This is a genomic window from Rhizobium johnstonii 3841, from assembly GCF_000009265.1.
Classification (GTDB): domain Bacteria; phylum Pseudomonadota; class Alphaproteobacteria; order Rhizobiales; family Rhizobiaceae; genus Rhizobium; species Rhizobium acaciae.
Window position 1 is genome coordinate 4547501 of sequence record NC_008380.1, and the last position, 18984, is coordinate 4566484.

At 62.0% G+C, this 18984-nt stretch carries 18 protein-coding genes (1 of these 18 running past the window's edge); 3 read left to right on the top strand and 15 right to left on the bottom strand.

The window, feature by feature from the left end; genetic code table 11:
- Positions 1-1608, top strand: the 3' portion of a protein-coding gene (locus RL_RS22070) for a M23 family metallopeptidase (protein ID WP_011653673.1). Its footprint begins 333 nt before the window's first position; 1608 of the gene's 1941 nt are visible here — the last part of the coding sequence; its start codon lies off the left edge, out of view; it ends in the stop codon at positions 1606-1608.
- A gap of 116 nt (positions 1609-1724) precedes the next feature.
- Here RL_RS22070 and clpB read toward each other — a convergent pair whose 3' ends face one another.
- The 6 genes from clpB to RL_RS22100 all read right to left on the bottom strand — a co-directional run bounded on the left by clpB (position 1725) and on the right by RL_RS22100 (position 11284).
- Positions 1725-4325 (bottom strand): ATP-dependent chaperone ClpB, encoded by a 2601-nt coding sequence (gene clpB, locus RL_RS22075; RefSeq protein ID WP_011653674.1) that lies wholly within the window; start codon positions 4323-4325, stop codon positions 1725-1727.
- Between the two features lie 252 nt (positions 4326-4577).
- A complete protein-coding gene (locus RL_RS22080) occupies positions 4578-5345 on the bottom strand; it encodes a DUF4167 domain-containing protein (RefSeq protein WP_011653675.1) in 768 nt (255 codons plus the stop codon).
- Positions 5346-5687: 342 nt separating this feature from the next.
- On the bottom strand, positions 5688-6548 hold the full coding sequence (prmC, locus tag RL_RS22085; protein WP_011653676.1) for a peptide chain release factor N(5)-glutamine methyltransferase: 861 nt from the start codon (positions 6546-6548) through the stop codon (positions 5688-5690).
- On the bottom strand, positions 6545-7624 hold the full coding sequence (prfA, locus tag RL_RS22090; protein ID WP_011653677.1) for a peptide chain release factor 1: 1080 nt from the start codon (positions 7622-7624) through the stop codon (positions 6545-6547). The genes prmC and prfA overlap by 4 nt, the downstream gene beginning before the upstream one ends.
- 29 nt (positions 7625-7653) lie before the next feature.
- Positions 7654-9921 carry a phosphoenolpyruvate--protein phosphotransferase gene (ptsP, locus tag RL_RS22095; protein ID WP_011653678.1) on the bottom strand — a complete coding sequence of 756 codons (2268 nt, stop codon included), beginning with the start codon at positions 9919-9921 and terminating at the stop codon, positions 7654-7656.
- An 88-nt stretch (positions 9922-10009) separates the two neighbouring features.
- The gene (locus RL_RS22100) at positions 10010-11284 is read right to left on the bottom strand and encodes an aspartate kinase (RefSeq protein WP_011653679.1); all 1275 of its coding nucleotides are present in this window, start codon (positions 11282-11284) and stop codon (positions 10010-10012) included.
- Positions 11285-11582: 298 nt separating this feature from the next.
- On the opposite strand from RL_RS22100, the gene ubiG reads away from it, so the two are divergent.
- Entirely contained in the window at positions 11583-12329 is a 747-nt protein-coding gene (gene ubiG / locus RL_RS22105) for a bifunctional 2-polyprenyl-6-hydroxyphenol methylase/3-demethylubiquinol 3-O-methyltransferase UbiG (RefSeq protein WP_011653680.1), read from the top strand.
- Positions 12330-12411: 82 nt separating this feature from the next.
- Here the strand turns inward: ubiG and RL_RS22110 are convergent, their stop codons facing one another.
- The 4 genes from RL_RS22110 to RL_RS22125 are packed head-to-tail and all read right to left on the bottom strand — an operon-like array spanning position 12412 to position 14770.
- A complete protein-coding gene (locus RL_RS22110; protein WP_011653681.1) occupies positions 12412-12840 on the bottom strand; it encodes a DUF1178 family protein in 429 nt (142 codons plus the stop codon).
- Positions 12837-13694 (bottom strand): carbon-nitrogen hydrolase family protein, encoded by an 858-nt coding sequence (locus RL_RS22115; RefSeq protein WP_011653682.1) that lies wholly within the window; start codon positions 13692-13694, stop codon positions 12837-12839. The genes RL_RS22110 and RL_RS22115 overlap by 4 nt, the downstream gene beginning before the upstream one ends.
- 10 nt (positions 13695-13704) lie before the next feature.
- Positions 13705-13962, bottom strand: a complete 258-nt coding sequence (gene grxC, locus RL_RS22120) for a glutaredoxin 3 (protein ID WP_011653683.1) — start codon at positions 13960-13962, stop codon at positions 13705-13707.
- 31 nt (positions 13963-13993) lie between these two features.
- Positions 13994-14770, bottom strand: a complete 777-nt coding sequence (locus RL_RS22125; protein ID WP_041936481.1) for a ComF family protein — start codon at positions 14768-14770, stop codon at positions 13994-13996.
- Between the two features lie 77 nt (positions 14771-14847).
- On the opposite strand from RL_RS22125, the gene RL_RS22130 reads away from it, so the two are divergent.
- Positions 14848-15732 carry a methyltransferase domain-containing protein gene (locus tag RL_RS22130; protein ID WP_011653685.1) on the top strand — a complete coding sequence of 295 codons (885 nt, stop codon included), beginning with the start codon at positions 14848-14850 and terminating at the stop codon, positions 15730-15732.
- 15 nt (positions 15733-15747) lie between these two features.
- On the opposite strand, the gene RL_RS22135 is transcribed toward RL_RS22130, so the two are convergent.
- The 5 genes from RL_RS22135 to argJ form a co-directional block, all read right to left on the bottom strand.
- The gene (locus RL_RS22135; protein ID WP_011653686.1) at positions 15748-15915 is read right to left on the bottom strand and encodes a Flp family type IVb pilin; all 168 of its coding nucleotides are present in this window, start codon (positions 15913-15915) and stop codon (positions 15748-15750) included.
- 74 nt (positions 15916-15989) lie between these two features.
- Positions 15990-16307 (bottom strand): hypothetical protein, encoded by a 318-nt coding sequence (locus tag RL_RS22140; RefSeq protein ID WP_003543245.1) that lies wholly within the window; start codon positions 16305-16307, stop codon positions 15990-15992.
- A 126-nt stretch (positions 16308-16433) separates the two neighbouring features.
- A complete protein-coding gene (gene mutT / locus RL_RS22145) occupies positions 16434-16847 on the bottom strand; it encodes an 8-oxo-dGTP diphosphatase MutT (protein WP_011653687.1) in 414 nt (137 codons plus the stop codon).
- Positions 16844-17650, bottom strand: a complete 807-nt coding sequence (locus RL_RS22150) for a GNAT family N-acetyltransferase (RefSeq protein ID WP_011653688.1) — start codon at positions 17648-17650, stop codon at positions 16844-16846. The genes mutT and RL_RS22150 overlap by 4 nt, the downstream gene beginning before the upstream one ends.
- The gene (gene argJ, locus RL_RS22155) at positions 17631-18872 is read right to left on the bottom strand and encodes a bifunctional glutamate N-acetyltransferase/amino-acid acetyltransferase ArgJ (protein WP_011653689.1); all 1242 of its coding nucleotides are present in this window, start codon (positions 18870-18872) and stop codon (positions 17631-17633) included. Before argJ ends, RL_RS22150 begins: the two co-directional genes overlap by 20 nt.
- Positions 18873-18984: the final 112 nt, after the last annotated feature.

Sequence of the window (18984 nt, forward strand, 5' to 3'; positions counted from 1 at the left end):
GACGGCGAAAAGGAAGTCGTGCGCCGCCAGCCCTTCGCGCATGTGAAGATGACGCTGGCCGCCAACCATGTGGCGACGGAGGACTATCCCGACTTCGATCCCCTGGCGATCTTTTCCGCCGACGAGCCGCAGCCTGCGCCGCAAAGCCGCACAGGCGCGCTTTACGGCTCCGACGTCGAATCCGAAGTCAGCCTGAAGACCATTCCCTTCCCGACCGGCAAGACCAGCATGCAGATGGCATCCGGCCTGTCGCTCGAGGAGGTCGAAGAGAACGTTCGCTCCAACGGCTCGGTGCTGACCGACGGCAACACGCAGCTCGCAGCCCTTTATTACGTCGATCCGCGTCGTTTCTCCAACGAGGACGCCGATGTCGATCTGACCGCCGGTCTGTCCGCACGCGTGCTCGAACAGAACATGACGGTCTCCGCATCGGAATCGATCACGCCGCAGACCGAAGAATTCGCCGACGACATCCTGCCGGTGCGCGTGGACACGCCGATCGCCAAGGCGCTGACGGATTCAGGCTATCCGCAGCAATATGCCGATGGCATTGCCGGCTATATCGCGCAGCAACTGGGTTCTGGTGATCTCGACAAGGGCGATGTGCTGCGCATCGGCATCATTCAGAAGGGCGAACAGGCAAAGATCATCCGAGCCAGCGTCTACCGCGGCACGCGCCATCTCGTCACTGTGGCCGTCGACGACAAGGGCAGATACGTGCCCGGCAGCGAGCCGCCGATGCTGGATGCCATCGCCACCGCCTTCGATGATAATTCCTTTGCACCGCCCCCCGGCCAGAACCTGCCGCGCGTCTATGACGGCATCTATCGTGCTGCCCTTTCCTACGGCATGACCAAGGATATGACGGCGCTGATCATCAAGCTGCTCGCCAGCAATGTCGATTTCCAGGCGCAGCTGAGGCCGACCGACAGTCTCGAGGCCTTCTTCTCCGTCGCCGACAGCGGCGGCCAGGCGACCGAGGATTCCGAACTGCTCTACGTCAACGCCCGTTTCGGCGACACGCAGACGCGCTTCTACCGCTTCCAGGACTCCGACGACGGCACGGTCGATTATTTCGACGAGAACGGCAAGAGTATCCGCCAGTTCCTGCTGCGCAACCCGGTGCCGAACGGCATCTTCAAATCGGGCTTCGGCATGCGCCGCCACCCGATCCTCGGTTTTGCCCGCATGCACACCGGCGTCGATTGGGCTGCACCCCGCGGCACGGCGATCATCGCCGCCGGCAACGGCACGGTCGAAAAAGCCGGCTGGGATTCCGGTGGTTATGGCAACCAGACGATCGTCCGCCATGCCAACGGCTATGAATCCTCCTACAATCACCAGAGCGCCATTGCCAAGGGCGTCGTCCCCGGTGCCAAGATCCGCCAGGGCCAGGTGATCGGCTGGGTCGGCACGACGGGCGAATCCACCGGACCGCACTTGCATTACGAGCTGATCGTCAACGGCACCAAGGTCGATCCGCTGCGCATTCGCCTGCCGGGTGGCAAATCGCTGCAGGGCGAGGTGCTGGCGAAATTCGAGGACGAGCGCAAGCGCATCGATACGCTGCTGAACAACCAGACGCCAGACCAGGTGGCGAGCAAGTAGCGTCCATCTACGCCGCTTCTCCTCCGAGAGACGCCCCGATCACCAAAACGAAAAAATCCATCAAGCAAAAAATGGCGGCCCGAAGCCGCCATTTCCCATTCATTCGATAAACCGGCTTACGCCGCTTCGCTCACCGTCTGCCTCGTCGTGAACTGCAGCCGGTCCGAACCATTCGTCACCGTCACCGTCGATCCGTCCGGCACCTGGCCGGACAGGATTTGCTCGGCCAGCGGATCCTGCACGAACTTCTGGATCACCCGCTTCAGCGGCCTTGCGCCGTAGACCGGATCGTAACCCTTGTTCGCCAGCCAGTGGCGGGCTTCCTCGTCGAGGTCGATGACGATCTTGCGCTCGGACAGCAGAGCCACCAGCCGCTTCAGCTGGATATCGACGATCGCCCCCATCTCCTCGCGCTTCAGGCGATGGAAGAGGATGATCTCGTCGATGCGGTTCAGGAATTCCGGCCGGAAATGCCCGCGCACCACCTCCATCACCTGCTCGCGAACCGTGTCGCTGTCGTCGCCGTCCCTCAGCTGCGTCAGATATTCGGCGCCGAGATTCGAGGTCATGATGATCATCGTGTTGCGGAAATCGACCGTCCGGCCCTGGCCGTCCGTCAGACGCCCGTCGTCCAGCACCTGCAGCAGGATATTGAAGACGTCGGGATGCGCCTTTTCGATCTCGTCGAACAGCACGACCTGATAGGGCCGGCGGCGCACCGCCTCCGTCAGCGCTCCACCTTCATCATAACCGACATAGCCGGGAGGCGCACCGATCAGCCGGGCAACGGAGTGCTTCTCCATATATTCCGACATATCCATGCGCACCATCGCCGTTTCGTCGTCGAAGAGGAAGCGGGCGAGCGCCTTGGTGAGTTCCGTCTTGCCGACGCCGGTCGGGCCGAGGAAGATGAACGAACCGATCGGCCGGTTCGGATCCTGCAGGCCGGCACGCGCGCGGCGGACGGCGCGCGACACGGCCTGCACCGCATCGCCCTGGCCGATCACCGATTTCGCCAGTTCGTCTTCCATCCGAAGCAGCTTGTCGCGTTCGCCCTCCAGCATCCTGTCGACCGGAATGCCGGTCCAGCGGGACACGACATGGGCGATGTTGTCGGGGATGACCACCTCCTGCACCATCGCGCCGCGGTCGCCATCCTGCTTCTCAGCATCGACGAGCTGCTTTTCGAGATCCGGAATGACACCGTAGGTCAGCTCGCCGGCACGCTGGAATTCGCCTTTGCGCTGCGCGATCGCCAGTTCGTTGCGGGCATCGTCGAGCTGCTTCTTGAGATCGGCGGCAAGGCCGAGCTTCTGCTTTTCCGCCTGCCAGCGGGCAGTCAGCGCATCGGCCTGCTCCTCGAGATCGGTCACTTCGGTTTCAAGTCGCTTCAGACGGTCGGCGGACGCGACGTCCGTTTCCTTTTTCAGCGCTTCGCGCTCGATCTTCAGCTGCATGATGCGGCGGTCGAGTTCGTCGAGCTCTTCCGGCTTGGAATCCACCTGCATGCGCAACCGCGCTGCCGCCTCGTCCATCAGGTCGATGGCCTTGTCGGGCAGGAAACGGTCGGTGATATAGCGGTTGGAAAGTGTCGCTGCGGCCACCAGCGCCGCATCGGCGATGCGCACCTTGTGATGCTGCTCGTATTTTTCCTTCAGGCCGCGCAGGATCGAGATTGTGTCTTCGACCGTCGGTTCATCGACGACGACGGGTTGGAAGCGGCGGGCAAGGGCCGGATCCTTCTCGACATGTTTGCGGTATTCGTCGAGCGTGGTCGCGCCGACGCAATGCAGCTCACCGCGGGCAAGAGCCGGCTTCAGGAGGTTCGAGGCATCCATCGCCCCATCCGCCTTGCCGGCGCCGACCAGCGTATGCATCTCGTCGATGAACAGGATGATCTCGCCGTTTTCCGCCTGGACCTCGTTGAGCACGGCCTTCAACCGCTCCTCGAATTCGCCGCGATATTTCGCACCGGCAATCAGCGCGCCCATGTCGAGCGCCATCAGCTTCTTGTCCTTGAGCGATTCCGGCACGTCACCGTTGACGATTCGCAGCGCCAGGCCCTCGACGATCGCCGTCTTGCCGACGCCGGGTTCGCCGATCAGCACAGGATTGTTCTTCGTCCGGCGCGAAAGCACCTGGATCGTGCGGCGGATTTCGTCGTCGCGGCCGATCACCGGGTCGAGCTTGCCCTCCCGGGCTTCAGCGGTAAGATCGCGTGCGAACTTCTTCAGCGAGTCGAAACCCTGCTCGGCATTGGAGGAATCCGCCGTCCGACCCTTGCGGATGTCGTTAATCACCTGGTTGAGGCCCTGGGCCGTCACGCCGGCGTTCTTCAGCGTCGAAAAGGTCGAGGCCGAGGATTCGATCGACAGCGCCTGCAACAGGCGTTCCACCGTGACGAAGCTGTCGCCGGCCTTCTTCGCCGCTTCTTCGGCGGTCGAAAGCACCTTGGCGAGCGGTTGTGCCAGATAGATGTTGCCGTTGCCGCCGGAGATCTTGGGCAATTTGGCGAGAGCCGCGTCATTGGCCAGGCGGGCGGCCTTGGCATCGCCGCCGGCGCGCTCGATCAGCGACGCCGCCATGCCCTGATCGTCGTCGAGCAGGACTTTCAGCACATGTTCCGGCGTAAATTGCTGGTGACCCTGCGCCAGCGCATAGGTCTGGGCGGACTGGATGAAACCGCGCACCCGCTCCGAATATTTCTCGATATTCATATTCTACCTCCATGGATCGCCCTGCCCTGACGAGGCGCAGACCGATGATTGAGATCGACCCCCTGAAAAGGCAGGCCGCGCTTGGCCCGTAAGGGATTCGGGCGAAGCAGTTCGAACAGAATATGGTAGCCACTACTGTGAGTTTAAAGAGCCCGTAAAATGAAAATCCCCGGCACCAAGGCCGGGGATTTTCAAACTAATTCGAGCAGATGGCATGAACGTCACGCTCTCCCTGAGGGGGAAGCGAAATCCTCATTCCGATGCGACGTCAGCCAGCACTGGCGCCTCGGTAGAGGCACCCTCGCCTTCAGCGGCCGCTTCTTCGCCCTCAGCGCCGCGACGCGGGCGACGGGGCCGGCTGCCGGTGCTGCGGCGGCGGGGCTGGCGTTCGCGCGGCTGGCCGCCGGCACCTTCCTCGTCCATGGCAACTTCGGCCGGAATGCCTTCGATCTCCGGCTGCGGGCCGGTTCCATCGATGACCTCGGACTGGGGTGCCGGTGCAGGCGCCTGAGCGGCTACCGGCTTCGGCTGTGCCTGCGGCTGGTGTTGTCTGCTCTGCTGCGGCTGGTGCGGCCTGCTCTGCGGCGGCTGGACGATAACGACATCGTCGCCGTCATTGTCATTCTCATTGTCATTGTTGTCCATATCGTCGCCGTCGCGGTCCGCACCGTCGCGATCATTGTACTCGCCGCGGTCGTCGCGCTGGAAGCGTTCCTGCATCTGCGCCTGGGCGCTGGCAATGATACGATTATAATGTTCGGCGTGCTGGAGATAGTTCTCGGCAATCACGCGGTCGCCGGAGCTTTGGGCGTCGCGGGCGAGCTGCGCGTATTTTTCGGCGATATGCTGCGCAGTACCGCGAATCTTCACATCGGGGCCGGAGCTGTCATAGGTTCGGGTTAGCGGATTGCCGCCCTTGCGGTTGAAATTGTTGTTATTGTTATTTCCACCGCCGCCACCGCCGCCGTTATTATTGTTACCACGCCCTCGACCGCGCTTGTTCTGCTGTCCTGGCCTCATAGATCGTTCACCTGAATTCTCTGTTTGTGATGGATACATGGCACCAACCGCCATGACCGGAAAACCGGATCAGGACCTTTGTGCCGCGAGCATACTGCGCCTTTGCGCCGACCTGCCGCTTGGTTCTCAAGTCAGTTTGACTGATTCACGCATTGGGTCGTGTTCAACCGTTGAAACTCTCGTTTAAAAGAGCGGACCCCCGAGGCAAACCAAGTACCGAACGAATCTCGTTCATTCCTATCTGCCCAACACGTGACCGCAACCTATATTGCTTCACCGGGAAATCCAAGCCTTTTCTTCGCAATAACAATAATGTCTCGTCCAATGCCGCATTATCGTCTTTCACGCGAGCGCGAACACGAGCACCCTGTCGTTCTGACCATAATCTTTCACGGATTTGAGGCACCTGAAGCCTTTCGCTTCAAAGATCGCCGTCACGTCGTTTCGCTGATCGTAGCCGATCTCCAGTCCGACGACCCCATCGGGCCTGATGAACCTTGCCGCATCCTTGGCTATGGCTTTGTAAGCGTCAAGCCCATCCGGGCCGCCATCCAGAGCCGCAGCCGGATCAAATTTGGTCACTTCGGGAGCGAGATCGTGAATGACATTGGAAGCAATATAGGGCGGATTTGAGACAATCGCGTGAAAGGATCCCTGGATGTCCTCGAACCAATTCGACTGTACGGCCTCAAAACGATCCTGCAACCCGTTTCTTTCTGCATTCGATCTTGCTGTCAAAAGTGCATCCGCCGATATGTCGCTGCCGACACCTGACGCATCAGGACATTCGCTCAAAAGCGCAAGGCATATCGCCCCGGTCCCGGTTCCCATGTCAAGGATATGGAGACGGTTTTGCACCTTTGCAAGGTCTTTGAGATAGACGAGAACCGTATCGACCAGGATTTCGGTATCCGGCCGCGGTTCCAGCGTTTCCGCCGAGAGCCGAAGTGGCAGGCCATAGAATTCCCGCTCGCCGAGAATGCGATGCACCGGCTCGTGACCGAGCCGCCGCTCCAACGCCTTGAAAATCACTTTGGCCTGCTCAGGAGAAAGCCGCTCGGCCGATCGCATCAACAGCTCGGTCGGCGACAATTTCAGAAGGCCCGCGACAAGCAGCCGCGCATCGGTCGCCGGGTCGACGATACCGGCTTCGGTGAAGCGACGGCGCGCTTCGGCAAGCATATCGGCGACCGTCGAGCTCATTGTTGCTCGCCGAGCTGCGCCAGCTGGCTGGCCTGATAATCGGCCATCAGCGCGTCGACGACCTCCTCGATCTCGCCTTCCATCATCCGGTCGAGCTTATAGAGCGTCAGATTGATGCGATGGTCCGTTACCCGCCCCTGCGGGAAATTATAGGTGCGGATACGTTCCGAGCGGTCGCCGGAGCCGACCTGGCTCTTGCGATCGGCAGAGCGCTCGCTGTCGGCTCTCTGCCGCTCGGCATCGTAGAGCCTGGAGCGCAGTACCTGCATCGCCTTGGCGCGATTTTGGTGTTGCGATTTTTCCGAACTGGTGACGACAATGCCGCTCGGCAGGTGGGTGATGCGCACCGCCGAGTCCGTCGTATTGACGTGCTGGCCGCCCGCACCCGAAGAGCGCATCGTGTCGATGCGGATGTCTTCAGCCCGGATCTCGATGTCGATCTCCTCGGCCTCCGGCAGCACCGCAACCGTTGCGGCCGACGTATGGATACGCCCACCCGCCTCGGTTTCCGGCACGCGTTGCACCCGATGCACGCCGGATTCGAATTTCAGCTTGGCGAAGACCCCCTTGCCGGTGATCGTCGCGATGATTTCCTTGTAGCCGCCGGCTTCGCCCTCGCTTGCCGAGAGCACCTCCACCTTCCAGCCCTTTTCCGCCGCAAAGCGCTCGTACATGCGAAACAAATCGCCGGCGAAAAGGGCGGCTTCCGAGCCGCCCGTGCCGGCGCGGATTTCGAGGATCGCGCTCTTTTCGTCGGCTGCGTCCTTCGGCAGAAGCAGGATCTGCATCTCCTGCTCGAGCGCCTCGATCTGCTCCTTCACCTCCGGCAACTCCAGCTCGGCGAGGTCGCGCATCTCGCGGTCCACCGACCTGTCCTCGAGCAGCGTTTCGAGGTCGGCAAGCTCGGTGACCGCCTTCTCATAAACGCGGATCTTCGTCACGACAGGCTGCAGCTCGGAATATTCGGATGCGAGCTTCACATAGACATCGGCAGCCGGGCCAGCCGACATGCGCGCCTCGATTTCGCCGAAGCGGCGTTCCAGCTCGCGCATCTTTTCAACGGGAAGCTTCGCCACCCTTCACTCCGATTCTTCTTAATCTCTGTCTAAAGGGGAATATTGTGGCTCTCGGCGAAGCGGGCAAGCACCTCGCGCATCGGCGTCAAGGCGTGGTGATCGTCCAGCACCTCGTCCATCGCCTTCGTCAGTGCCCCGACATCGAGCCCGAGCAGCATCGCCTTCACTGGTCCGATCGAGGCCGGCGACATCGAGATCGAGCGGAAACCGATGCCGAGCAGCGCCATCGCCGAGATCGGTTTGCTGGCGAGTTCGCCGCAGAGCGTCACCGGTGTCTTGTTCCGGTCCGCCCCGCGTACGATATCGCGCAGGATGCGCAAGAACGGTTTGCCGAGTGGATCGAAGCGGTCCGAAACCCGCGCATTGCCGCGATCGACCGCCATCGCGAACTGGAAGAGATCGTTCGAACCGACCGAGACGAAATCGACCGCCTCCATCAACTCGTCGAGCTGCCAAAGCAGTGCAGGCACCTCCAGCATCGCGCCGAATTGCAGCTTGCGCGGCAGCCCGTGGCCGAAACGCGAGAGATGCTGCACTTCCTTCTGCAACAGCTCGCGCACCATCTTCAGCTCGGAAACCTCGGTCACCATCGGCACCATCAGCTTCAGCTCGGTGTCGGCCGATGCCTTCAGCAGGGCGCGCAACTGGGTGCGCAACAGCCCCGGCCGGTCGAGCGACAACCGGATGGCGCGCCAGCCGAGGGCGGGATTTTCTTCCTCATGACCACGGAAATACGGCACGACCTTGTCGCCGCCGATATCGAGCGTACGGAAGGTGACGCTGCGGCCCGCCGCCTGTTTTATCACATTGCGGTAGAACTGCTCCTGCTCTTCCGCCTTCGGCATGGTGGAGGCGATCATGAACTGCAGCTCGGTGCGGAAAAGGCCGATGCCCTCGGCACCCGATTCCGAAAGCTGCGGCAGGTCGACCAGCAGGCCGGCATTCATCATCAGCGCGATCCGCTGCCCATCCTTGGTCACCGGCTCGACGGCGCGCAGCGCCCGGAACTGCTCCTGCCGTCTGGCGCGGAAGCGAACCTTTTCCTCGTAGGAGCGCCGGTGATCGGCCATCGGCCGCAGATGCACATGTCCCTCGTCGGCATCGATGATCACAGCATCGCCGTTCTCGGCGAGCGCCACCACGCCCGCCGCCTGGCCGATGACGGGAATGCCCATGGCCCGCGCAACGATCACCACATGGCTCGTTACCGCCCCTTCTTCCAGCACCAGCCCGCGGACATTGGAACGCGGATAATCGAGCAGTTCGGCTGCTCCCATGGCGCGCGCCAGGATGATCGCATCGCTGGGGAAACCTTCGCCGGTCGTCCGGCCGGTATAACCGGTCAACTGTCTGAGCAGACGGTTCGCCAGATCCTCGAAATCGTGCATGCGTTCGCGCAGATAAGGGTCGGTCAACCGCATCATCCGCGCCTTGGTGTCGCTCTGCACTTTCTCGACCGCCGCTTCCGCCGTCAGACCGTTGCGGATCGCCTCCTCGAGCTTGCGCACCCAGCCCTGGTCGTGCGCAAACATCCGATAGGTTTCGAGCACCTCGCGGTGTTCGCCCTCCATCGACACGTCGCGACGCGACAGCATGTCGTCGATCGAAATCCTGAGCGAGCCCATGGCTTCGGCCAGCCGCCGGATTTCCTTCTCGGCATCCTCGTTCAGCAGATTGGTGACGACGATGCGCGGCTCGTGCAGCACGACGTAACCGAGGCCGATGCCGTCATTATAAGTATCGCCGTCGACGGTGACCGAACGCGTCAGGTCGAGTTCGAGGCCGGGCTTGGTGATCTTCTTGAGCTCGCCGGTGGCGATCATCTCTGCAAGCACCATCGCCGTCGTCTCGAGCGCTTCCAGCTCTTCCTCGCGATAGTTGCGGCTTGCCTTGTTCTGCACGACGAGAACGCCGAGCGAGCGCCCGGTTCTGAGGATCGGCACGCCGAGGAAGGAATGGTAGATTTCTTCGCCCGTTTCCGGCAGGTAGCGGAAGGCAGGGTGCGACTGCGCGTCGGAAAGGTTCAATGGCTGGGCCGAGGCCGCGATGGTGCCGACCAGGCCTTGCCCCATCTTCAGTTGCGCCAGATGCACGGCCTCGCGGTTGAGGCCTTCGGTCGCGTAGAGTTCGAGGACGCCGTCGGCGCGCAGCACATAGACGGAGCAAACCTCCGCCACCATGTTGCCGGCGATCTGGCGAACGATCCGGTCAAGACGATCCTGCGGCTCCAGCGGCTCCGCCATCAACTCGCGCAGCCGCCTGAGCAGCACGCGCGGACCGCCGGAAAGGTCTCTCATGGCGTCTCAAGCTCCCGAAACAACGCACTTAGTCCCGACAGGCCGGCCTCATCTCCTCAACCTGAAGGGGCAGGCCGCCCGCTGGGAATCAATTCTTATCCAGACCGTAGCAGGAATGCAAAGTCCTGACAGCGAGTTCTGCATAGGGACCGTCGATCAGGATGGAAATCTTGATCTCGGAGGTGGTGATCGCCTTGATGTTGATGCCTTTTTCGGCAAGTGCACGAAATGCGGTAGCGGCAACGCCCGCATGGCTGCGCATGCCGATGCCGATGACCGATACTTTCACCAGCCCCGATTCGTTCTGCACGACATCGTAGCCGATCTTCTCCTTATGGTCGCCGAGCACCTTGATCGCCTTCTCGACGTCGCCTGACGGTACGGTGAAGGTCATGTCGGTCTTCGACCCGTCCTCGGAAATATTCTGGACGATCATGTCGACATTGATATGGGATTCGGCGAGCGGCCCGAAGATCGCCGCGGAGACGCCCGGCCGGTCGGCAAGACGGCGAAGCGAGATCTGAGCCTCATCCTTGGCATAGGCGATGCCGGTGACTACTTCCTGTTCCACGATTTCATCCTCGTCACAAATCAGCGTTCCGGGCGGGTTCAGTAGATCGCCCATGCCCGGAGCATCGGGATCTTCGAATGATGAGCGCACGAAGGTGCGCACCTTGTGTACCATGGCGAGCTCGACCGAGCGCACCTGCAGCACCTTGGCGCCGAGCGAGGCCATTTCCAGCATTTCCTCGAAGGCGATCTTTTTCAGCCTGCGCGCCTTCGGCACGATGCGCGGGTCGGTCGTGTAGACGCCGTCGACATCGGTATAGATATCGCAGCGATCCGCCTTGACAGCTGCCGCGATTGCGACGGCCGAAGTGTCCGATCCGCCGCGTCCGAGCGTCGCGATCCGATTGTCGGGTCCCAGTCCCTGGAAGCCGGAGATGACGGCGACTTGCCCCTCGCCCATCCGCTTGACGATGTCGGAGCCGTCGATCTCCATGATCCGTGCCGCGCCATGCGCATTGTCGGTGCGGATCGGGATCTGCCATCCCTGCCAGGAACGCGCATTGATATCCATCGCCTGCAATGCGATCGCCAGCAGCCCGGATGTCACTTGCTCGCCGGATGCGACCACCGCATCATATTCCCGCGCATCGTAAAATGGAGAATTGGCGCCGATCACCTTCGGCGTGCCCTGGACCCAGCCGACCAGTTCATTGGTCTTGCCGGACATGGCCGAGACGACCACCGCCACCTCGTGCCCGGCATCGACTTCGCGTTTTACGTGGCGGGCGACGTTCTTGATGCGGTCCAGGTCAGCGACGGATGTGCCGCCGAATTTCATTACGATGCGTGCCATATGCCTCTACCACGACTGGCGCCGGGAAAGCGGAAAACCGGACCCGGCATCACGAAAGCTCTGGGGCAGACCGCTTGGGCCAGAGAGCCGGGTTCCCAACTTCTGGAACCGCTCTAAAAGCCCAGGCCCCAAAGGCCCCAAGTTGCGGCGTCTCTTAGCGAGTTTGGCGGGGGGAGGCAAGCGCACGCGATAAAAGCTATTGGCGAGCGGCTCCGCGCTCGCCAATCCCCTGATCTGCGCCCCTTGACTTATGTCCCCGATCATCCGACTTCACATGTCACGAATGAAGGAGTGGACGATGACGGAAGGCGCCAAAAGCACGATCGACCAGGGCGAAGTGGACCGCTTCTCGGCGATGGCGGCGGAATGGTGGAGCCCAACCGGCAAGTTCAAACCACTGCACAAGTTCAATCCCGTCCGGCTCGCCTATATCCGCGACAAGGCCTGCGAGAATTTCAGCCGTGATCCGAAAAGCGCGCGCCCGCTCGAAGGCCTGCGCGTGCTGGATATCGGCTGCGGCGGCGGTCTGTTGTCCGAACCTGTCGCCCGCATGGGCGCCTCCGTCGTCGGCGCCGATCCGTCCGAGAAAAATATTGGCATCGCCTCCACCCATGCGAAGGCCTCCGGCGTTTCGGTCGACTATCGCGCCGTCACCGCTGAAGGGCTCGCTGAGGCTGGCGAGACCTTCGATATCGTCTTGAACATGGAAGTTGTCGAACACGTCGCCGATGTCGAATTCTTCATGACCACCTGCGCGAAAATGGTCCGCCCCGGTGGCCTGATCTTCGTTGCCACCATCAACCGCACGATGAAGGCGGCAGCGCTTGCCATCTTTGCCGCCGAGAACATACTGCGCTGGCTGCCGCGCGGCACGCATCAGTATGAAAAGCTGGTGCGCCCGGAAGAACTGGAAGAGCCGCTGGTGGCGAGCGGCCTCGAGATCACCGACCGCACCGGCGTCTCCTTCAATCCGCTGTCGAACCAGTGGAACCTGTCTAAGGATATGGACGTGAATTATATGCTGCTGGCAAAGCGGCCGACATAACACCCGCCGCCAACAAGCCGGCTACATTTTCAGCGCGATACGCAGGCCGAAATCATGGACAGCAAGCGGCGTGAACTTCATGTCAGTTCACGTCTTCCGGCAAGACGGGAATGGCTGCGATCTCGATGCCCTCTTCCAAGAGCGCCTGCGCCTCATCGACTGTCGCCTGGCCGATGATGCCGCGGGCATCCGCCTCGCCGTAATGGATCTTGCGGGCTTCCTCGGGAAACTGCGTGCCGACGTCCTCGGAATTGGCCTTGACCGCCGCAACGGCCTCCTTGAGTTTTTGCAGGGCCTCGCGGCGCATGGCATCCATCGCCAGCGTCTGCATCTTGTCTTTCCCACGCGCGGTCGATACCGACGGCGCCATCAACAGCTTGGAAATGGCGGCGGAATGACAGACCGGGCAGGTCAGGAAACCGGTTTCGACCTGACGGTCGAAATCGGCACTTTCCGAAAACCAGCCTTCGAATTCATGGGCATTGTCACAGGTGAGGGAATAGCGGATCAAGCGGCGACGCCTCCGGCGATTGCCCCCGCAATCTTCTCGACCGAGAATTCCCGGCCGTTCCTGAGGTTCGGGATCTTGTCATGTGCGGCCTTGACCGCACTCGGATCGATCTCGGCGACGATGACCGCCTCGCCGGTGGCGCCGGCCGACGCCAGCACCGTGCCCCAGGGATCGATGATCATCGAATGGCCGAAACTCTCGCGCCCATCCTCATGCCGGCCCGCCTGCGCGGCGGCGATGACGAAAACCCCGTTCTCGATCGCGCGTGCCCTGAGCAGGATCTCCCAATGCGCCTCGCCGGTCTGCTTGGTGAAGGCGGCAGGAACTGTCATCACCTCGGCGCCGGCCATGGCCTGGGCGCGGAAGAGTGCGGGAAACCGCACGTCATAGCAGATCGCAAAGCCCATTTCGGCAAAGGGCAGCGACAGGACGCGGGCCTCCGAGCCTGCCGTATAGGCGGCACTTTCACGCCAGCTCTCGCCATTGTCGAGGTCGACGTCGAACATATGGATCTTGTCGTAGCGATTAAGAATCCTGCCGTCGGGACCGAACAGGAAACCGCGATTGGCGATCTTGCCGTCGGCAAGGGCGATCGCCGTCGAGCCGACATGCATGTGGATGCCGAGTTCCCTGGCGAGATCTGAGCCGGTCTTGACGATGATGTCATGCGCCTCGTCGGCAAGCACGGCGCGTGCCGCGGCACGGTCGCGCTGCAGCATGCCGGTCATTTCGGGCGTCTGCACATAGATCGCGCCCTGGCCAGCGGCCTCGCGCACCAGCCGCGCCATGGCGGCGGCATTCCTCACCGGATCGACCCCGGAGCACATCTGGACGGCGGCGGCCTTGAAGCTCATCGGTTCTTCCTCAGGCTGCCAGCATCGGATCGAGCTTGCCGGCCCGATCGAGCGCAAAGAGATCGTCGCAACCGCCGACATGATCGGCGCCGATGAAGATCTGCGGAAAAGTGGTACGCCCGTTCGACTTGCCGATCATCTCCTGGCGAAGATCCGGCGAAAAGGTCGCGTCGTGCTCGACATATTCGACACCCTTTTCTTCGAGAAGGGACTTGGCGCGGGTGCAATAGCCGCAGAACTGCCGTGTATAGATTGTGACGGGTACCATAATCTCTCCAGACCGATGCCGGGTATTTCTGTCATATAGGCTCGGAGAGAGCCCTTGCAAAGGTCAAAACCGTTATGTCGGTCGCACCCGCCTTGCGCAGTGTCCGGCTTGCCGCGGCAACCGTCGCCCCTGTTGTATAGACGTCGTCGATAAGGACGATGCGCTTGCCGAAAATGTCGTTTTCGCTACCCTTGGCGATCGCAAAAGCGCCCCTGACATTGTCCTCGCGCGCCTTTGCGCCAAGGCCGACCTGCTGGCTGGTGCGCTTGACGCGTATAAGCGTGGCGGCAAGCAGCGGCCTGCCCGAGAGCCTTGCCATATGGCGGGCAAGCTCGGCTGCCTGGTTGAACTTGCGCGTGAGCATACGGCTACGGTGCAGCGGCACCGGGATCAGCGCATCGCAGCTTTCAACCGTCCCGTCGGAAGCGCGCAGCATCCAGGCTGCCATCATCGGCGCCAGATCGGTGCGATCGCGATATTTCAGCCCATGAACGAGATCGCGGACCGCGTGGTCGTGGGTCGCCGCCGACCGCAGCCGATCGAAGGCCGGCGGGTTGGCGATCGCCTCGGCGCTGAGGATGCCGGCGCCGAGATCGTGCGAGAAGGGAATGCCGAGCACCTCGCAATAGGGCCGTTCGATGAAGCGGATGCCGGACCAGCATTTCGCGCAGAGCCCGCGATGGACGCCGGTCGAAATGCCGCAGACGGAACAGGCGGGTGGATAAAAGAAATCGGCAAGCGCCGAAAACGGTCGCAAGAGATGCGTGCGCAAGAATTCTGCCGGTCTTTTCAATTCGATTGGCCCCATGCCGCAGAGACTAGCGCGTTCTCCACGAAAGGAAAATCGTCTTGCCGCACAGACGGCGCGGGACTAAGGACATCGCCATGGAAACGATCTTCGACAGAGCCCTGATCGCCGCACATCGCCATCGCGCGCTTGCCAACAACGATCCGAAAGCCGCCTTCCTGCTCGACATCGCCGCCGAGGAAATGGGCGAAAGGCTTTCCGTGGTCGAGCGGACTTTCGAGACTGCCGTCGAACTGCATGGCGCAACCGGTGCGGCCGCCCGCGCCGCGCTGGCGACGGGCAAAATCGGCACGATGATCCGCGTTGAAAGCGAGAAGGCCTATGCCGGGCCGCACCAGATCTTGATCGAGGCGCCGCTCGAGGACGTGCCGCTTGAACCGCAATCGGCCAATCTCATCCTTGCGCCACTCAGCCTGCATCTGACCAACGATACGCCGGGTGTCTTCATCCAGATCCGCCGCGCCCTGAAGCCGGACGGCCTTTTCCTGGCCGCGATCCCCGGCGCCGGCACGTTGCAGGAACTGCGCGACGTGCTGCTGGCCGCCGAGGTCGAGATGACAGGCGGCGCAAGCCCGCGTGTCATTCCCTTCGCGGATGTGCGCGATGTCGGCAGCCTCATGCAGCGCGCCGGCTTCGCGTTGCCGGTGATCGATGCGGAGAATTATACGGTGCGCTATGATTCGCTCTTTCCGCTGATGCGGGATCTGAGAGCGATGGGCATGAGCAATCCGCTTGCAGCCCGCGCCCGGATGCCACTGACGCGCGCCTTCTTCCTGCGCGCAGCGGAGATCTACGCCGAACGTTATTCTGATCCCGACGGACGTATCCGCGCTACCTTCTCGATCATCTATGTCTCGGGATGGGCTGCCCACGAGAGCCAGCAAAAGCCGCTCAAGCCGGGTTCGGCCAAGGCGCGCCTTGCCGATGCACTGAAGGTGGACGAACACAAGCTCAAGCAGTGAGGGCCGGCGGCTTCTTCAATTCACCGTCATATTGTTATTGATCACGTTGAAGACGCCTTGCAGGGCGCCGGTGAAGACCCCGAGACCGGAGACGAGCGCGCCACAAATGAGGGCGGCGATCAAGCCATACTCAATTGCAGTCGCACCTCTGTCATCTGCAAGAAATGCTTTCAAAATACGCATTATTTCGCGACCCTCTGAGCGAAACCAACGGCAAACGATCAATTCCACGGCCATCGGGCGACGGCCGGTATTTTTCAGCAACCGGCGCCGACGCCATAGCCCTGGACGACGCAGACCGAGCCGGGCGTATCCTGGAGGACGCTGCGGCGGATCGTATAGCGCTTGCCGCTTTCGCTCTTGGGGATCGATCCCGTCGTGATCGTATCAAAATCCGCCGGAGCACTGGCAAAGACGCTTTTCTTCGAGGAATCCGCAAGCATTGGTGTCAGGATAAGCGTCAGCGCGACCACCGCCGTGCCGAACAGGAGGGCGATATTCAGCGCACCCGTCCTGCGCGAGGCAGACGAGGCCCGTTCCTTTTCCCGGACAGCTTTCCAGAAATCATCGTCCATGACGTCAAGCCTTTTAATACACGCACGCCAGATGCTTGATTGAGGCCGATCTTTGGCAGAAGGTGTTAAACGATCCATTAATATCCACAGCCGAAAATGGCGTGGCACAATAATAATCAGATAATGCTAAAGTAAATCCTGCAACATTGGGATGAGCGGCTCGTCGGCTGGCGGCATCGGATAATCGCGCAGCGCCTGCGGGCGCACCCATTTCAGCGCCTGGCCCTCGCGGCCCTGGGGAATGCCCTCATAGCGCCGGCAGATATAAAGCGGCATCAAAAGGTGGAAGGTCTCGTAGGAGTGGCTGGCAAAGGTAAGCGGCGCGAGGCAGGCGATCTTGGTGTGGATGCCGAGCTCTTCCTCGAGCTCGCGCACCAGCGTTTCCTCCGGCGTCTCGCCCGGCTCGACCTTGCCGCCGGGAAACTCCCAGAGCCCGGCAAGCGACTTTCCCTCGGGGCGCTGTGCCAACAGGATACGCCCATCGGCATCGATCAGCGCACAGGCAGCGACCAGCAATATCTTCCGGCCCGCCTCGCTCATCGCGGCTCCTTTTGCCAATAGCAATAATGATAGGCGTCGCGAAAACCGAGACGCTCATAAAGTGCGATGGCCGGGCGGTTGGACAGCTTCACCTGCAGCCAGGCCGAACGGGCGCTGCGCATGCGCGCCCAGCGCAGCGCCGAGGTCAGGATTTCGATGCCGAGCCCTTCGCGCCGCCGCGCCTCGGAGACCGAAAGCGACATGATGCCGGCGAGGTCGTTGTCCTGGACGCAGAGCACGGTCGCAAGCGGGCCGTCCACCGCGTTCTCGATCATGAACAGGCCGGATGGCGGCTTGATCGCCGAAATGATCTCGGCAAGCGCCGGCTTCAGCCTCAGTGGCGCCTGGTCGACGGCGAGGTTGGCGTCGACGAAACGACCGACATCATGGGTCGGCAGGTGATCGAGCGTATCCGGCAGCTCCGCCTCGGCGAGGTCGCAGGTCATCACCACCGTATCGTCGAAGCGCGTCCAGTTCTGCGCGCGCAGAAGTTCGATCAGCACCGGCGAGGCAAGCGGCGTCTGGCGGACCACGGCGGCGCGGCCATAGGCCTCGAACTTCCGGCTCGCCTTTTCCAGGCGGATTTCGACGTCGCGATGATCCGAGGGATCGAGCGGCACGATCGAGTTCAGCCGGTTGGACGGGTGACCGGCCGTCAGCCGCACCTGCCAGCTGCCGTCATATTGCACGGATGCCGCCGGCCAGGCGCGGAAGCCGACGGCCTCCAGCCTGCGCACCAGCGGCAGATTGTGTGAGGAAATGGATGCCTGCGCCAATGAACGATCAGCTCCGATAGTCGCCATTGATCGCAACATATTCCTTGGTGAGGTCGCAGGTCCAGACCGTTGCCGTGCCGGCACCGAGCCCGATATCGACTTTTACGGGGATATCCTGGGCCTTCATGACGTCCGAGGCAGCCGTCTCGGAATAATCGGGATCACGCTCGCCATTGACGGCGACCCTGATATCGCCAAACCAGATGGCGAGCCTGTCGCGGTCGGCCATCTCGCCGGATTTGCCGACAGCCATGACGATACGGCCCCAATTGGCGTCTTCGCCGGCGGCCGCGGTCTTGACCAACGGCGAATTGGCGATCGACAGCGCGATGCGCTTGGCGGCGGCATCGCTCTCGGCACCCGTCACGGTGATTTCGAGCATCTTGGTGGCACCTTCGCCGTCCCGCACCACCTGCAGCGACAGATCCTTCAGCACTTCGTTGAGTGCGGCCCGGAAGGTTGCAAGCCGCGGGTCGTCGGCGCGTTCGATGCGGGCCTGGCCGTCCTCGGCTGCGGCGCCCGTTGCAAACAGCATCAGTGTGTCGGAAGTGGAAGTGTCGCTGTCGACGGTCATGGAATTGAAGGTCGGGCCGACACCGTCGGACAGAAGCGCCTGCAGCGCGGCAGGCGCAATGTCGGCATCGGTGACGACGAAGGAGAGCATCGTCGCCATATCGGGCGCGATCATGCCGGCGCCCTTGGCGATGCCGTTGATCGTCACGGCCACGCCGCCGATCTCGGCGCTGCGGGTGGAAACCTTCGGATAGGTGTCGGTCGTCATGATCGCCTTGGCGGCCTCGAACCAGAAATCACCGGTCGCTTCGACCTGCATCTGATCCAGAACGCCTGCGAATTTGGTGGCATCGAGCGGCTCGCCGATAACGCCGGTCGAGGCCAGGTAGACCTCGTTTTCGGCGCAGCCGACGGCAGTCGCAGCCGATTTCGCCGTCAGCGCGGTCGCCTGGCGGCCTTTCAGTCCGGTGAAAGCATTGGCATTGCCTGAGTTGACGACGACGGCGCGGGCGCTGCCATGGGGGAGATTGGCCCGGCAGAAATCGACCGGCGCCGACGGGCACTTCGAGCGGGTAAAAACGCCCGCAACAGTCGCCGGTCTGTCGAAGACCATCATCAGCACGTCGGTACGGTTCTTGTACTTGATGCCGGCGGAAGCCGTCGCCATGCGCACGCCGCGCAACGGTGGCATCGAGACGAAGGATTTCGGAGCAAGCGGAGAGACGGAACCGGACATGAATGAGACCTGCCAATGAGCATTTCCAGGCGAAATGGAAACCGGTTCGCCGTCCGGAAATGCGACAACAAACGATGCCAGAGCATGATACCGAAAAGCGTCAGCGGTTTTC

Bases quoted from the DNA above. Each gene is read 5' to 3' on its own strand.
- RL_RS22130 (WP_011653685.1), top strand. From the start codon at position 14,848: ATGGAAACGATCTTCGACAGAGCCCTGATCGCCGCACATCGCCATCGC.
- mutT (WP_011653687.1), bottom strand. From the start codon at position 16,847: ATGAGCGAGGCGGGCCGGAAGATATTGCTGGTCGCTGCCTGTGCGCTG.
- grxC (WP_011653683.1), bottom strand. From the start codon at position 13,962: ATGGTACCCGTCACAATCTATACACGGCAGTTCTGCGGCTATTGCACC.
- RL_RS22150 (WP_011653688.1), bottom strand. From the start codon at position 17,650: ATGGCGACTATCGGAGCTGATCGTTCATTGGCGCAGGCATCCATTTCC.
- prmC (WP_011653676.1), bottom strand. From the start codon at position 6,548: ATGAGCTCGACGGTCGCCGATATGCTTGCCGAAGCGCGCCGTCGCTTC.
- ptsP (WP_011653678.1), bottom strand. From the start codon at position 9,921: ATGAGAGACCTTTCCGGCGGTCCGCGCGTGCTGCTCAGGCGGCTGCGC.
- RL_RS22115 (WP_011653682.1), bottom strand. From the start codon at position 13,694: ATGAGCTTCAAGGCCGCCGCCGTCCAGATGTGCTCCGGGGTCGATCCG.
- RL_RS22135 (WP_011653686.1), bottom strand. From the start codon at position 15,915: ATGCGTATTTTGAAAGCATTTCTTGCAGATGACAGAGGTGCGACTGCA.
- RL_RS22125 (WP_041936481.1), bottom strand. From the start codon at position 14,770: ATGGGGCCAATCGAATTGAAAAGACCGGCAGAATTCTTGCGCACGCAT.
- RL_RS22080 (WP_011653675.1), bottom strand. From the start codon at position 5,345: ATGAGGCCAGGACAGCAGAACAAGCGCGGTCGAGGGCGTGGTAACAAT.
- clpB (WP_011653674.1), bottom strand. From the start codon at position 4,325: ATGAATATCGAGAAATATTCGGAGCGGGTGCGCGGTTTCATCCAGTCC.
- argJ (WP_011653689.1), bottom strand. From the start codon at position 18,872: ATGTCCGGTTCCGTCTCTCCGCTTGCTCCGAAATCCTTCGTCTCGATG.
- RL_RS22100 (WP_011653679.1), bottom strand. From the start codon at position 11,284: ATGGCACGCATCGTAATGAAATTCGGCGGCACATCCGTCGCTGACCTG.
- ubiG (WP_011653680.1), top strand. From the start codon at position 11,583: ATGACGGAAGGCGCCAAAAGCACGATCGACCAGGGCGAAGTGGACCGC.
- RL_RS22140 (WP_003543245.1), bottom strand. From the start codon at position 16,307: ATGGACGATGATTTCTGGAAAGCTGTCCGGGAAAAGGAACGGGCCTCG.